Source organism: Pseudoalteromonas sp. SG45-3 (genome assembly GCF_014164075.1).
Taxonomy (GTDB): Bacteria; Pseudomonadota; Gammaproteobacteria; order Enterobacterales; family Alteromonadaceae; genus Pseudoalteromonas; species Pseudoalteromonas distincta.
Genome location: NZ_JACJEN010000001.1, coordinates 191439 through 205943, shown reverse-complemented (window position 1 = coordinate 205943; position 14505 = coordinate 191439). Strand labels below are relative to the sequence as shown.

Below are 14505 nucleotides of genomic sequence, written 5' to 3'. Positions count from 1 at the left end.
CGTTGGCTGCTTATTTATTTTTTATCAGAGGTAAAAAATTCACTTAAACAATCAAAAAGCTGTACAAAAAATAATAAGTAATAATAGTTGATTTATTATTTTAAGTTCTCTACATTCTATTTACAAATTTGATAACACTGACATGTTTGATTAATAAAACCGCAAATTTGTATACACACACAACAAAGAGAGAACAGAAAAATGAAAGTATCAGCAAAAATGACTCTAATTGCAGTCGCTGTAGGTCTATCCATATCCCCTAGCGTCTTGTCACAAGAGCAACAAGTAGCAAAAAGTGATTTAGGGTTTGAGCGCATCATTGTAACGGGAACATCTCGGCCAAAAGAGAAAATCGAATCAACTAATGCAATAACTACCTTTAACGAAGCAAAGTTAGAGCAATTGGCTCCGCACAGTGTTGCTGAATTAGTGCGAAGTATTCCTGGTTTTCATGCCGAAGACACCGGTGGAGAAACCGGTAACAACGTAGCCCCACGAGGCTTTCCGTTATCAACGCAAACAGAGTTTACAGCACTACTTCGTGATGGTATGACCGTGTTTTATAATCAAGATATTTTATTTACTCAAAATGATCGCTTTACCCGTTTGTCTAATTTTGTTGGCAGCGTTGAAGCTATTCGTGGTGGTGCCTCGTCAATTTTTGTTGGTAGCGCGCCAGCTGGGTTTATTAATTTTATTTCTCGTGAAGGCTCCGATGATACCCAAGGTGATGTGTTTTTTGAAACCAACAGCAACAACCGCCTAGGTGGACAAGGTTGGGTTAGCGGATCAATAGACGATCAGACAACCTATGCTGTTGGCGCTTGGTATCGCAAGGATGACTCCGCACGCGATCCGGGGTATACAGCTAACCAAGGTGGTGAGCTTAATGGTAATATTAAGCACTTTTTTAAAGATGGCAGCGGTTTTACCCGCTTTGAGTTTAATAAACAAAACGATAGATCATTCTTTTTTATTCCTCAGCCATTAATAGGCTCAACCACCAATGCTAAAACAATCCCAGGCGGGATGGATATCAGAGATGGCACCACCGGTAACTCAGCAGGTGCGCGTTTATTAACTCTTAATAACACCCCAAGCGGCGACATTGATTTGGATATTGCAGATGGTAACTACGCTAATGTGACCTACTTTGGCAATACAACCGAAATTGAAATCAACGAAAACTTAGTCTTTTCAAATCAAATGCGTTATACCGATATGCTAACAACCTTTACCGGCATCATTAACGTAGGTAACGCCGAATCGTTAGCTAGTAAAGCACAAGCTATATATGCTGCAAATACTGATGTCCTTGCAGGTGCCATGGTTGATGGTAACCTAAGTTACGATATACGCGATGCAGGAAACGGCTTTGTATTGGCTGATTCAAGCAACGTAAATACCTACAACACCAATGGATACGGAATAAACGCAGGCTTTTGGCATAGACGTTTTGAAGGCGATAACTTTCAAAACGAAACCAGATTCAACTACACCTTTGATGATGTAGGCGAAGGGACTCTTTATGCTAATTTTGGCTTATTCTTCTCTAATATTAATGGCCATGTTACCGACTATCGAATTAATACACTGCAATCAGTAGAGCCCCTGCCGCAGCGCTTAGATGTTGTATTTACAGATGCACAAGGTCTTGACATTGCCAGCGGTACTTACAAAGGTATTCAGGCTGGATCACATGGTTTTGCCGATATTGTTTATAGTGAAAATACCCTTGCGCCCTTTGCTGACTTTGAATACGAGCTTGAAGATGTGTCGTTTAATCTGGGCCTAAGGTACGAAACCCTCAAAGCAGATGGGGAAGCGCAAAACCAAGCTAATTACACAATTGACAGTTTTGCCAGCGATACTGATACCGTCAATGGGAATATTACCCTGCCCTTTGGTGATGGGACTTACCGAAACTTTGATGTTGAATACAACGAAATGGCATGGACAATTGCAGCTAACTACAAATTTAACGACGACTTAGCGGTATTCACTCGATATGCAGATGGTTTTCGTATGCCTGATGTAGATAAATACATGGCGATTACCAACCTAACTAGTCAAGAGGAAATTAATCAATTTAATAACTCTGAGAGACGCGAAACACAACCAGCTTCAACGGTAATGGCCGAGGTGGGCATTAAATATAACGAAGGTGATGTCGCAGCATTTGTAACCGGTTACTTCGCCGCTGCGGATGATTTATTCTTTAATGTACCTACTGTTGAAAATGGTCAAGTAGTGCAACGTCAAGCCTTTAGAAACACAGAAACCTTAGGTGTAGAAGCCGAATTTAACCTGCAAATCACCCAAGACTGGCGCATTGGTGTATCTGCAACGTACCAATCACCCGAATTTGTAAACACACCAGCGGCGCAATACTTGGATGCTAATGGAAGCTCTGCCTCTATTGATATAAACGGCAACTTACCTGTACGTGTGCCTAAGCACTTTGGCCAATTAACTAGTAGCTATCAGTTTGAAGATTTTTCGTGGGGTATGGCAGCTATTCATGGTAGCTACTCTTGGAGCGGTAAACGTTATGCCGACGACGCCAACACAGCAGAACTGCCTATGTATGGCATGTTAAACCTTGGTTTATCCCTTGAAAACGAAGACGGTTATTACCTTCGTGCCGATGTTAAAAACCTAAATAACTCAGAAGGCTTATCAGAGGGGGATCCTCGCGCAGGTGAAACGGTAGCAGGTCAAGCAACTACATTTAATGCGCGCGTTGTCTTACCTCGTACCTTTAGCCTTACTATTGGTAAGCGTTTTTAATTTTACTCTAATCTAGGGTATCGTCATGCAAAGCGATACCCTCGCAATTTTTAGGAAAATATAATGGAAGTAGTTGCAATTGGTGAAGCTTTAATAGATATACTCTCACATGACTGCATGCACAATAAGGCATCAAATAGCGAACTAGACTTCACACAGTTTGCCGGAGGCGCACCCGCTAATGTTGCTGTAGCCGTAGCAAAGCTTGGTGGTTCAAGTTATTTGCTTGGTAAAGTAGGCAATGATAAATTTGGTCGCTTTTTAATAAATGCACTCAAAATGTATAATGTAAACACATCTTATGTTGGCTTTTCAAAAAAAGGGAAGACGGCACTCGCGTTCGTATCGTTGGATGAAAACGGTGAACGTACATTTGAATTTTACGATAAATATGCTGCACATTACGATTTACAAATAACCGATTTAGAGCCCTCTTTATTTTCAACACCTAAAATTGTGAGTTTTTGTTCAGGCTCTTTTGCAAAACCTTTAGTATTAAATACAACCTTACATGCGCTAAAACACTTTAAAGAATCAGGCTCGGTTACATGCTTTGACATTAACTTTCGTTCAGCCTTCTGGGATGAACCACTCACAGCTAAATCTGTTATTGAGGATGTTGCTAAAACAGTTGATGTTATTAAAGCGAGTAAAGATGAGCTGATCTCGCTTTATGGAATAGAGCATATTGATACCACTATTAGAAGTTGGGTAGATAGTGGCGTAGCTTTAGTTTTAATGACCGATGGTGGCGAGCCTATTACTTTTTCATCTAGCTCATTTAGTGGTACTTATCCTTGCCCTAAGGCATATGTTGTGGATACCACAGCTGCAGGCGATGCGTTTGTAGGTGGTTTTTTATATCAAATATCTTCGCTAGTGAGTAATAAAACAGAATTTACTGACTGGGCAAATAACTTTACTAACGTTTCAAAGGCTATCGACTTTGCTACTAAATGCGGAGCCAAAACAGTAGCAACGTTTGGAGCCTTTGATGCCCTACCTGCATACCATGATATCTCGGCGAGTACCCTTAAATCTTCGTGTCGATGTTAAAAACCTAAATAACTCAGGAAACTTATTAGAGGGAAGTTTCACTCAGGTGAAACGGTAGCGGATCAATCAATTATATTTAATGCGCGCGTTGTCATATCTCGTGTCTTTAGTTTTACTATTGGTAAGCGTTTTTAATTTTACCCTAACTGAGGGTATCGTCATACAAAGCGATACCCCCGCAAGTTTTAGGAAAAGATAATGGAAGTAGTTGCAATTGGTGAAGCTTTAATAGGTGTACTCTCACATGACTGCAAGTGCCAAAATTGCTTAAGTATCACGGTAATTCTCCCTATTTATAATACTTCTTTTATTGGCGACTCATTTTAGTATCACCTTAACATGAGTTGCCTATATCAAAATCGTTTTTACACTAGTCTTCTTTTACATTTAAAACGTATTGGTTTTGTCCTATTATTTATAATGCCACGGTTTTAATATTGCCAGTATGAAAGAAAAAATAAACATCGTGTGGTTTAAACGTGATTTACGTCTTAGCGATCATCAACCATTAAAAAATGCATTTAGTAATGGCTTACCGACCCTGTTATTTTATAACTTTGAGCCATTACTGCTCGAAGATGCACACTACAATGAGCGGCACTGGCGCTTTGTGTATCAATCGATAGTTGAGTTAAATAATCAGCTAGCGCGTTTTAACGCCTGTGTTTATATATTTAATTTAAATATGAACGATTTACTTGAGTCGATAAAGACGCAGTTTGAAATAGTTAATATTTTTAGCCATCAAGAAATAGGCTTAAACAACACCTTTGAGCGCGATAAGGCAATAAAAGCATGGTGCCAGCATAACCACATTAATTGGCAAGAGTCGCAAACAGGCGCGGTAATTCGCGGCAAAAAAAATCGTAATAATTGGAACGAACGCTGGCAGCAAACAATGCAAGCACCTATTGCTGTTCCTAATTGGAAGAGTATAAAAACAATTACCCTTAATAACTATCAAGCGCCTGAGCTGCCAAGCGCTTACACTCAAGATCACGACAGCTTTCAACAAGGTGGCCCACTGCATGCGCGAACTGTAATGCAGAGTTTTTTTGCCGAGCGCGGTAAAGGTTATCAAAAGGGAATATCGAGCCCAAGTTTAAGCCAAACCCACTGCTCTCGGCTTTCGCCCTATCTAGCATGGGGGAACATTAGCCTTAGGCAAGTGTATCAAATGACCATTGATGAATATCATTCAAAACACCCTGACAAAAGAGGTTGGAAACGCCCACTAGCAGCGTTTGTATCGCGCTTGCATTGGCACTGCCACTTTATGCAAAAGTTCGAAAGCGAGTGCTCTATGGAGTTTTTAGCTCTTAATCCGGGTTATCACGTATTTCCGTATCGTGATGATGAACGTGTGAAAAACGATATTGAACGCTGGGCGCAAGGTCAAACAGGTATTCCAATTATTGACGCTTGCATGCGCTGCTTAAAAGCCACCGGTTATATAAACTTTAGAATGCGCGCCATGCTTGTAAGCTTTGTAACGCATCATTTAAATATAAGTTGGCAGCAAGCAAGCTTTCCGCTCGCTAATTACTTTTTAGATTTTGAGCCAGGGATTCATTATCCGCAAATTCAAATGCAAGCCTCGGTCACAGGTATTAATACCATTAGGCACTACAACCCAATTAAGCAATCAGAAGATCAAGACCCAACAGGTTCGTTTATTAAAAAGTGGTGCCCAGAGCTTGAAAAACTCCCTATTGAATATTTACATCAGCCTTGGGAGCAAACTCCAATGGAAGCACTCTTTAACGACTTTAAATTAGGGGAGGATTACCCTGAACCCATGCTTGATTTAACAGCGGCCTCAAAAGAAGCACGCGAACGCTTATGGCAATACCGTGAGCGAGCCGATGTTAAACGTGCCATAGGGAAAATTCTTAAAAAGCACGTTGGGGGTACTCAAAAAGTTACTCGAACAAAAAGTAAAACGGATACTAAAAATAACAGTAAGGCTAAGTAAGTATGGCGCACAAAAAACTAAACTTACCTCAAAAAATATGCCCTCTTTGTAATAAACCTTTTACGTGGCGTAAAAAATGGCAACGCGATTGGGATAACGTTATTTACTGTTCAGAACGCTGTAAGCGAAATAAACAGGGGTAACAATTAACTGGCGCCTATTTTGCAACATCATCAGTAATTAGTGCTTTTAAGGCTTTATATAAGTTTATTTTGTAAATAACGCTTAGATAACCTGAAAAGCTTACACTCTAGCAAGGAGAAGATGATGACGATTAAAAAAACGGCAAGTTCAACATGGTCTGGCGACATTAAAACAGGCAAAGGTAGCATATCAACTCAAAGTGGCGCGCTTAATAAACAACCATATGGTTTTAATACCCGCTTTGAAGATGAGGCAGGCTCAAACCCTGAAGAATTAGTAGGTGCAGCGCACAGTGCATGTTTTAGTATGGCGCTTTCACTTGCATTAGGTGATGCAGGCTTTACCGCAGATAAAATTGATTCTAAAGCCACTGTAAGCCTTGATGAAGTAGATGATGGTTTTTCGGTGACGCATATTGCCCTTGAAGTAAAAGCGCGTATTGATGATATTCAAAATGAGCAGTTCCAAGCCTTATGCGAGCAAACCAAAAAGAACTGTCCTATTTCCAAGCTCTTAAATACCGAAATATCACTAGATGCGACACTTCAATCAGCATTTTAAATATTTAGACTTAACTATTTAGACAGTCCCTTACTAAACAAGCCAAGTAAATATTTACTTGGCTTTTTTATTATAAAGAAGTATCTCTAGGGCGTGTTGTTCTTTGGTGATTGAATTTACAGCAGTGTGCTTGGTATTTAGGCTAGGCAGAGCCTATGTTGTGTGGTTATTCCCCATTAATAGGTGATAACGCAGCATAGATGCCAAACATGCGCTGCCCTTTGGGTTCTTTCTAGGGACGATTGACTCTTTGTTGCCTACATGGATGTAGGTAAGGGGCGTGAGCAGGACGCGGAAGCTTTGCTCGGTTTTTACTTATTCTTACATGGATGTAAGCCAGTAGAATAACGCAGGAGCAGTTATCGAGCCCACTAGGTTACAAACCTCACGCCGCGATTAAATCGCCCCTAGATTGAATAAATTTCAATCCACAAAAATCAATACGCCCTAGATTTATTCCTACTCAAAGCACTTACTACTAACCCAATTCCCATCCCAAGCGCTGGCCATACTACCCAGATATAACTAGGCGAAGTTAGTAAATTTATAACGCTTAGCAAAGTTAAAATAAGTAAATATGCTTTAATTTTTTTGCCTATTGTAATTGTATTGCTCATTTATATTCTCAAAGTAATGTATGTCGCTATTATTGTTTTAATAAGCAACGTACACACCTGCCAAATGTCACTAAGTGATCTGACATTAGTCATTATTTTTCATTTAATTACATAGTTATTTATTATGTATAAAAACATAAAAAACAATACTTTAATCTATTTGTGTTAGAATCTAATCTCAACTAACCTAAACAAATATGCATCAGAGGATGAACTAAGTGATCGAAAAATCAAAAGATTGTGAAAAAGTGACATGTAGTAATTGTGCTGACGCCAACGATCTTGAATTTGATTTTTCTATGGCTTTTCAACCGATTATAAACTGTAAAACTCGCCTAATTTATGGCTATGAAGCATTGGTTAGAGGTTTAAATGGCGAGTCTGCTTATTCAATTATTTCAAAAGTGAATGAAGACAACCGCTATGCATTTGATCAGCTTTGTCGTATTAAAGCCATTCAACTAGCCGCAAAGCTGGGCATAACATCAATGCTAAGCATTAACTTTTTACCTAATGCTATTTATAAACCTGAGCGATGTATACGCACCACACTCGAAGCTGCAAAAAAGTATAACTTTCCAATTCAAAATATTATGTTTGAATTTACTGAAGTTGAAAAAATAGAAGACACCGCACACATTAAACGCATTGTTGATTACTATCAGTCTCTCGGATTTAAAACCGCCACTGATGACTTTGGTGCAGGTTATTCTGGTTTAAATCTACTGGCTGACTTTCAAACAGATATTATCAAGCTTGATATGGCGCTCATACGCGATATTAACAACGACAAAAAACGCCAACTAATAGTAACTCATTGCTTAAATATGTTTCGCGATTTAAACATCACCGCACTAGCTGAAGGGATTGAAACGGTAGAAGAATATAAGTGGCTTAAAAACGCAGGTGTTGAGCTTATGCAAGGGTATTTATTTGCCAAACCAAGCTTTGAAAACTTGCCTGAGGTAAACCTAATTTTTTAATTAGGAAAACCAACAACATCTAAACACTTTATTACAATCATTTAATTGCCTTATAAAACCTCACAAATATAATACCCATTCTAGTAACAAATTTACTTAATTATAAGAAGGGATACTTATGCGCTTTTTAATCCCACTCACTTTACTCGCACTTAGCTGCACAGCGTCTGTAAACGCCGAGCAGTCAGAATCAAAACAATGGTTTAACTCTATAAACTACGCAAAAATTGATTCTGATTATTACAACGATGATGTGTACGGGTTATCAACTCACTATTACTTTGAGAAGCAGCAAAATTCAGGTGTGTGGGATGATTTTGGCTACTTAGATACAGATAGCAATATAGGCTTAAATTATTTTAATTCAGATGGTTATAGTGGAAAAGGTATTTTTGGAGAAGGCTTTTACGGCAATGCTTTTGCAACTTTTGAACTACCTAATATTGGTGATGCCGACAACTATTCACTAGGTTTAGGTTACTTATTTGCTGATTCACTAAAAGTATCTGTACGTATGTTAGATTATGAATATAGCGATACAGTTTATTTGTTTAAAGCTCAGTATAATCATGAAATTAACGACACCGACTACATTGGTTTTACTGTTGAAACAGATGATGAAACAGAGTCGTGGGACCTATCATCACGTTACTTTGCCCATCTTTATGATGACAGCTATTTTGCTGTAAATGTTGACTATCTAGATGTTGGCGACGACTCAGTTTTTAATGTGCTCGCAAACTATTACTTCAATAAACATGTTGCAGTCGGTATTGGCTCAAACGACTCTGATTTAGTTATTGAAGGTAAGTACTTTATTAATGATAGCTACTACTTCACAGCTAATTACACTGATAATGATAACTATGATATATACAATCTTAGCTTTGTAGCCCAGTTTTAATAAACACAAAAAAGCCGCCTTGCTGGGTCTGCTCAGTTAACCAAGGCGGCTTTTACTAAACAACTATAACTACATATTACCAAGCTCTATCATCATTGCTGTGTACATACGTAAATTCAGTTCAAGTTGCTCAAGTGTCATAAATTCATGCTCTGAATGACCTGTGTAGCGCTTACCCGGCATTGAAGGGCCAAACGATACAGCATTATCAAACAGCTTTGCGTTAGTGCCACCACCTATTGATACAAAGTCAGCTTTTTCGTCGCCCGTAAAATGCTTGAAAATATCAAGCAGCTTTTGCGCATGTGGCGCGCCATCAAGTAGCATAGGTGTGCCAATAATTGTTTCTATGTTAGCAAGTGTTACATTGTTAGTAGCTTGCCAATTAGCGAGTGCATCATCAATTTGCTTTTGTAATACAGCTTCGTCTTTACCCATTGAGCGACGTGCATTTACAGCAAGTGTTAGCGCATTACCATCGCGCTCAATAACGGTTGGTGCCACTGTCATTGGGCCCATAAAGTCGTGCTTGTAAGCTATTTCGCCAAATTGTTTACCGTGAATATCTAAACCAATTAACTGATTCACAAAGTCGATTAGCTCGCCGTCACTGTTATTTTCAAGCTTCACACCTTTAAATAACTCAGCTAAATAAGCAATAGCATTTATACCCGACTCCGGCTCAGATGAATGCGCCGACATACCTTTAACGCTTATTGCTAAACCATTACTTTTTTCACTAAAGTTAAATTCAACTTTATTTAATGTTTTAGCTTTTGCTTTTAATGTATTAATAAGTGCCGCGTCTGCATTGTGAAGCACTAAGCTGGCGTCTTCTGGAATTTGGCTTCTAAACGCACCGCCAGTTACATCCTTTACATATAAACCCGTTTGTGGTGATGTTGCATTAAAAGTAGGTGCAATTAAGCTCCAGCCTTTCTCGGCAACCACTACAGGGTATGATGCATCAATCGTTACTGCATATTTTGGTTGTTCATACGTTTTCATAAATTGAGTAAGCGGACCCCAATCAGACTCCTCAGCAAGGTAAATCATAAGCTCAATACGGTTATTAAGGGTTATGCCTTTATCTTTAATTGCTTTCATGGCGTAAAGCGCTGTTGCTATTGCACCTTTGTCGTCCTCAGTACCACGACCAACTAATTTACCCGGTTCAGATGTATCAATAATAAAAGGGCTTTGTTTCCATTTACTTGCATTAGCAGGTTGCACGTCGCCGTGGGTTACTACCGTTACTTTTTCGCTTTGCTCGCCCATACCAATTAAGACGGTGTAGCCTAAATCTTGGTAGTCAAAACCAAGCTCTGCGGCTTTCATTTTTAAAAGTGCTTTAAAGCCAATAAAATCGGGATTTTGAGGAGTGCTAATGTCGCTTTTATTAACCGTCGGAAAAGCCACTAAGTTAGTTAGTGTGTGTATTTGAGCATTTTGGTAGGTATTTACTGCGTAATCGGCAACGCTATCAATATTTTTATTTAACTGCGCATGTGCGCCAAATGCAAATAAAGCAATACTGGCTAAAGCTAACTTTTTCAAAACAATTCCCATTTAATTAATAGCTAAGAGCGGTAATTATAACGCTATGAGTTACTTACTTATAGCTCTTTACGCCAAACGTGCAGATTACTTAAGGTAAATAACCTGAACTCTGGATAATAAATCTATCTCAAGCAGCTATTTCCAGCGCTAACTGCGTTGAACTTACTTGCAATAGGCCAGCTATTGACGCGTAAGTTCGCCTTGTTTTCACTGAAAATCTCTGGCTAGAGAAAATAAATTTAAATATCACTATAGTTCAATACGCTGGTAAACCTCTTACCCAGAGTTCATGTTAAATATTTATATAGCAGCTTTCATGAGGATGACTGTATAATGCGCGACTTAAAATTAAGAGAGTATTTAATTGTGAACCGTCGTAAAAAAATCGTCACTAAATTTCAAAAAAAAGATAAACGCACTAACGCTAAACTACATAAAAGCAACAAACCCTCTTATGTATCAAAAGCTGAGCGCGAAAAACTAGCTGAACAAGAAAGTAATGAGCCACAGGTAATCCAAGAGTAGCTTTACGTTACCTGTTGCTTTGATAATTTAAAGAGGCAAAAGTACCAACCACTTACATAACATACCACTGCCGTGGCAACTATAAGTTCAAACTTAGCTAAGTAATTAACTGTATCTACATATGGCATTGCGAGGTTTATACTTTGCATCCAATCAGCCATTTTAAATAATGCAGTTGCCCCAATGACCATTGGAAATGTAAAAGCAGCGTAGCTCGGCGTAAAAGGTCTGCGTAATAACTTTATAAATAACACATAAACAATCAGTGTTTTTATTATCGCTAATATAAATAATGCGCCCACTATAACAAGTGATGGATTAGCTACAATATGAAAATACCCCACTAATGTTAAACTGGCTGGTGCTGCTAAAATGGCGAGTGTTGGCTGTATTTCGTAGTCACTTTTTAATGCTAATAAAAAACGATAAAACATAATTGGCAGCATTATAGCGTACGTTGATATACCAATAACTAATGCACTATAAGCTAACCACGCTAATGTCGGATTTCCCGAAAAAGTAACATCTGCAATAATTATCCCCACTGGTGGCACAAACCAGCTAGGCGCCATATCTTCAAAATTAAACTTTTTTGCTCGCTGGTATAAAAAACTCACCAAAAAGGTTAGATGCAACACAAAAGCTAAAACCCACATAATGTCGCCAGCTAATTGGTTAAATTGCCCAACTGAGTTTGAAATAACAAGATTAGCCATTGCAAATGTAGGGATCACACTTCCTGCAACTGGGTGTGCTAAATCGGCTTTTAATAAATGAGGGTGTAGTAAAAACTTAGCAGCCAAAAGTAAAACTAATACGCCAGCTAATACCGCTCCCAAAAATTGCCCTTGGGAGTTTAAATTAAAAACGTTTTCCCATGTCCATCCCATACTAGCAATACCCAAAGCTAAACCGGCCATAGCTGTTGGCGCACCCATCACTTTATTTTTAAATTGCTTAAACACTGTACTTCCTAATCATTGGGTGATGAACAAGTTACTGCTTTTTACTGCATTGCCTTAAAATAACGCTGTAAAATTAGTACAAGCGTGCTTAATAGAACGCTTTTTGCGTACAAATATTTCATAAAAATAAGTTTACGGCTTACATATTAGTTATTAGTTATTAAAGCGCAAAAAAAGCCATAACGTGGTTATGGCTTTTGCTTTATTTTAAATTTGAATATGACGTTAATTAAAACGCGTAACTAACACTTAAATTAAATGAACGACCCTGCCCAGCAGGTTGTTCAAACCCGTTGCTGCTATCTTGTTTAAGTGCTGCAATACTTACGCCGCCTAGTGGGAGTTGGTAGTACTCATCAAACACGTTACTCACTTCTGCGCTTAGCGTTAATGAATCCCATGTGGCTTTAGAGCTTAAATTAACCAAGCTGTAGCTGTCTGTTTGGTTTTCAAAACGATTATTATCTACACGGCTTTTATTATCGACCCACTGCCAAGATAATGCGTGTTCAAACCGACCCATTTGCTGGCTAATACCTAGCTGGGTCTGCAGTGGTTTAATTTGATAAAGCGGCTGGTTAGTATCGTCGCGCTTGCCTCTCGTATTAGTAACATTAGCGTGTAACTGCCAGTTACCTAAATCCTTAGATTCATAAATGTTGGCTGTTAAATCTATTTTTGCACCATATAAAATGGCATCTACATTAGTAAACTGCAAAATATTACGCGCTGTGTTGTCCAAGTCATAACTATTGAAGCTTCTTACAATATCAGCATCAATATAATCATTCACATCTGTATACCAAACATTGGTGCTTAAACGCCAACGGTCATCTTTAGCCGATTTAATATAAGTAGCACTTAAAGTATGCGCTGTTTCAACGTCTAAATCAGGGTTACCAATATAGCCATTACCATCGCCATACCAGCCAATCATGGTGGTTGCCATATTACTTACGCCCCAGCTGTATCGCTCGTATAAATTAGGCGCGCGGTTTTTACGGGCTAGACCAAATTGCAGCTCATCATAATTTGTTATTTGGTAGTTAATTAATAAGTTAGCATCAACTATAGTGTCGGTTTTATCTCTGCCGCCAGCATTAAAATTCTGTGCAGCAATGCTATTATCTGTAGACGTATCGCTCATGGTCATACTTTCCATACTGCCCATATCGCTCATATAGTCCATATCCATCATGCTCATACCGTCGTTGTAAGGCTGAACCTCACCTACTTGGGTATTAACACTTTCAATACGTACACCTGCGTTTAGCCATAGTTTTGTATTTATTTGGTTCTCATATTCAGCAAATGCTGCTATGCGCTCTCGTTTGCCATTATTTATATTTACGTAATCGTCTGGTCCCATCATGGTTGAGCCTTCAATACCTGGCCACCAATCATCAATGCTGTAATTGTAATATTCTTGAGCGAGTAAAATACTGCTATTTTTATCAAGCGAAATACGCCATTTAAGCTGCGTACTTATATCTTGTGCATCGGTTTTCATTGGCATCATGCCTGTTTTTTCTTGGCTAAAAAAACCCATTTCATGCTTTATACTGTGCCAATTAACTTGCCCTTCAAGCTCGCTGTTTTCAAAGGAGCGTTTGTATTGAGCTATTGCACCGTAACTGGTGTTATCGGTCATATCCATATACTGATTTGCAAATCCCTGATACGGGATTTTTTGATGTGTTAGCTTTATAACTAATTGCTGTTTATCATCGCGCATAGCTGCGGTTAAACTATGATTTTGTGCTCGATACAATGTATCTAATACCACATCGCCGTTACCGTCTTCATAACTATCAGCATCACTAAACGACCCCTGGTAATTAAGGCTAAACGTGTCACTTGCTAAACGTGCACCTACGCCAAGCTTACGTCCGTTATCAACACTACTGTACTTTGCTGACACATAGCCTGAGTGCCAATCTAATTCATTGCTATCGCTATACTGTGGTGAAATAGAATTAACGCTTATTACGCCAGCAATATTATCGCCGCCCGCGCTCACTGGCGACACGCCTGCAGCCACATTGTAAGACGAAATTTGATTAGCCGAGATATACGAAAGTGGCGGGTTCATATGATTAGCGCATGCAGCGGTAACATCTGCGCCATCAATTAACACTTTAACTCTGTCGCCCATTAAACCATTTAAAATAGGGAGGTTAGATACGCCGCCCGCAGCTGAAAAGTCGACACCTAAATCACTTAATAACGATTCTGACGAACCAAGTGCTAAATGCTTATTTTGAGCATGTCCGTGTACTTCAATTACTTCTAAAGACGTATCGTCGGCAAATGCAAAAGTAGATAGCACACCGCTAATAAAAAGTGCGACAGGGGAAAGTAAGTAAGTTTTTTGAGTTTTGCTTTTATAAACCATTGTTAATTTATGCCACTGTAATAATTGGCG

At 38.9% G+C, this 14505-nt stretch carries 12 protein-coding genes; 8 read left to right on the top strand and 4 right to left on the bottom strand.

Translation table 11 applies throughout. The annotated features are described in order from the left end of the window. The first annotated feature begins 201 nt into the window (after window positions 1-201). From H5126_RS00895 to H5126_RS00875, 5 genes are all read left to right on the top strand, one after another. The gene (locus H5126_RS00895) at window positions 202-2790 is read left to right on the top strand and encodes a TonB-dependent receptor (protein WP_182721450.1); all 2589 of its coding nucleotides are present in this window, start codon (window positions 202-204) and stop codon (window positions 2788-2790) included. A 63-nt stretch (window positions 2791-2853) separates the two neighbouring features. Then, the gene (locus H5126_RS00890; protein WP_182721451.1) at window positions 2854-3846 is read left to right on the top strand and encodes a carbohydrate kinase; all 993 of its coding nucleotides are present in this window, start codon (window positions 2854-2856) and stop codon (window positions 3844-3846) included. 445 nt (window positions 3847-4291) lie between these two features. Beyond that, the gene (locus H5126_RS00885) at window positions 4292-5821 is read left to right on the top strand and encodes a cryptochrome/deoxyribodipyrimidine photo-lyase family protein (protein ID WP_182712563.1); all 1530 of its coding nucleotides are present in this window, start codon (window positions 4292-4294) and stop codon (window positions 5819-5821) included. Window positions 5822-5823: 2 nt separating this feature from the next. Further along, window positions 5824-5964, top strand: coding sequence for a DUF2256 domain-containing protein (locus tag H5126_RS00880; protein ID WP_182721452.1), 141 nt, complete (start codon window positions 5824-5826; stop codon window positions 5962-5964). 124 nt (window positions 5965-6088) lie between these two features. Beyond that, on the top strand, window positions 6089-6526 hold the full coding sequence (locus H5126_RS00875) for an OsmC family protein (RefSeq protein WP_182721453.1): 438 nt from the start codon (window positions 6089-6091) through the stop codon (window positions 6524-6526). 437 nt (window positions 6527-6963) lie between these two features. Here H5126_RS00875 and H5126_RS00870 read toward each other — a convergent pair whose 3' ends face one another. After that, window positions 6964-7143 (bottom strand): 2TM domain-containing protein, encoded by a 180-nt coding sequence (locus H5126_RS00870; protein ID WP_182695029.1) that lies wholly within the window; start codon window positions 7141-7143, stop codon window positions 6964-6966. Between the two features lie 218 nt (window positions 7144-7361). Between H5126_RS00870 and H5126_RS00865 the strand changes: the two genes are divergently transcribed. Both H5126_RS00865 and H5126_RS00860 read left to right on the top strand, forming a co-directional pair. After that, complete coding sequence (locus H5126_RS00865; RefSeq protein WP_182695030.1) at window positions 7362-8126, top strand: EAL domain-containing protein; 765 nt, start codon at window positions 7362-7364, stop codon at window positions 8124-8126. A gap of 118 nt (window positions 8127-8244) precedes the next feature. Next, complete coding sequence (locus H5126_RS00860) at window positions 8245-9030, top strand: putative porin (protein ID WP_182720676.1); 786 nt, start codon at window positions 8245-8247, stop codon at window positions 9028-9030. A gap of 69 nt (window positions 9031-9099) precedes the next feature. Here the strand turns inward: H5126_RS00860 and H5126_RS00855 are convergent, their stop codons facing one another. Further along, window positions 9100-10587 (bottom strand): dipeptidase, encoded by a 1488-nt coding sequence (locus tag H5126_RS00855; RefSeq protein ID WP_182720677.1) that lies wholly within the window; start codon window positions 10585-10587, stop codon window positions 9100-9102. Between the two features lie 336 nt (window positions 10588-10923). On the opposite strand from H5126_RS00855, the gene H5126_RS00850 reads away from it, so the two are divergent. Beyond that, on the top strand, window positions 10924-11115 hold the full coding sequence (locus H5126_RS00850; RefSeq protein WP_039487197.1) for a DUF2986 domain-containing protein: 192 nt from the start codon (window positions 10924-10926) through the stop codon (window positions 11113-11115). 2 nt (window positions 11116-11117) lie between these two features. Here H5126_RS00850 and H5126_RS00845 read toward each other — a convergent pair whose 3' ends face one another. Continuing rightward, window positions 11118-12080, bottom strand: coding sequence for a TDT family transporter (locus tag H5126_RS00845; RefSeq protein ID WP_182720678.1), 963 nt, complete (start codon window positions 12078-12080; stop codon window positions 11118-11120). Window positions 12081-12309: 229 nt separating this feature from the next. Beyond that, window positions 12310-14475 carry a TonB-dependent receptor gene (locus H5126_RS00840; protein ID WP_182720679.1) on the bottom strand — a complete coding sequence of 722 codons (2166 nt, stop codon included), beginning with the start codon at window positions 14473-14475 and terminating at the stop codon, window positions 12310-12312. Window positions 14476-14505 lie beyond the last annotated feature (30 nt).